Annotated in this window: 1 protein-coding gene; it reads right to left on the minus strand. The window is 62.8% G+C overall.

The window, feature by feature from the left end:
- On the minus strand, positions 1-199 hold a 199-nt coding region (locus AAIL67_RS24855; protein WP_343485417.1), incomplete at its 3' end, for an Ig-like domain-containing protein.
- Between the last annotated feature and the right edge of the window lie 8 nt (positions 200-207).

Raw genomic sequence — 207 nt, forward strand, 5'->3', positions numbered from 1 at the left:
GCATGGTGTCGACGGCGTAGTTGTTCGAGTCGGTGATTCCCACTCCCGCATTGCCCGCCTTGTCTGTCACTCCGGTGTTGTTCAGTGTGATCCGGTTGACCGTGCTCTCCAGGTTGGCCGTGGGCGTGAAGGTCGCCGTCCAGGTGATGCCGCCATCGCTGCTGCTCACAGCGCTCAAGCTGCCGCCGCTGACGCTCAGATCGCTGT

This window comes from Comamonas sp. A7-5 (assembly GCF_039581385.1).
In the GTDB taxonomy this organism is placed as follows: domain Bacteria; phylum Pseudomonadota; class Gammaproteobacteria; order Burkholderiales; family Burkholderiaceae_C; genus Comamonas; species Comamonas thiooxydans.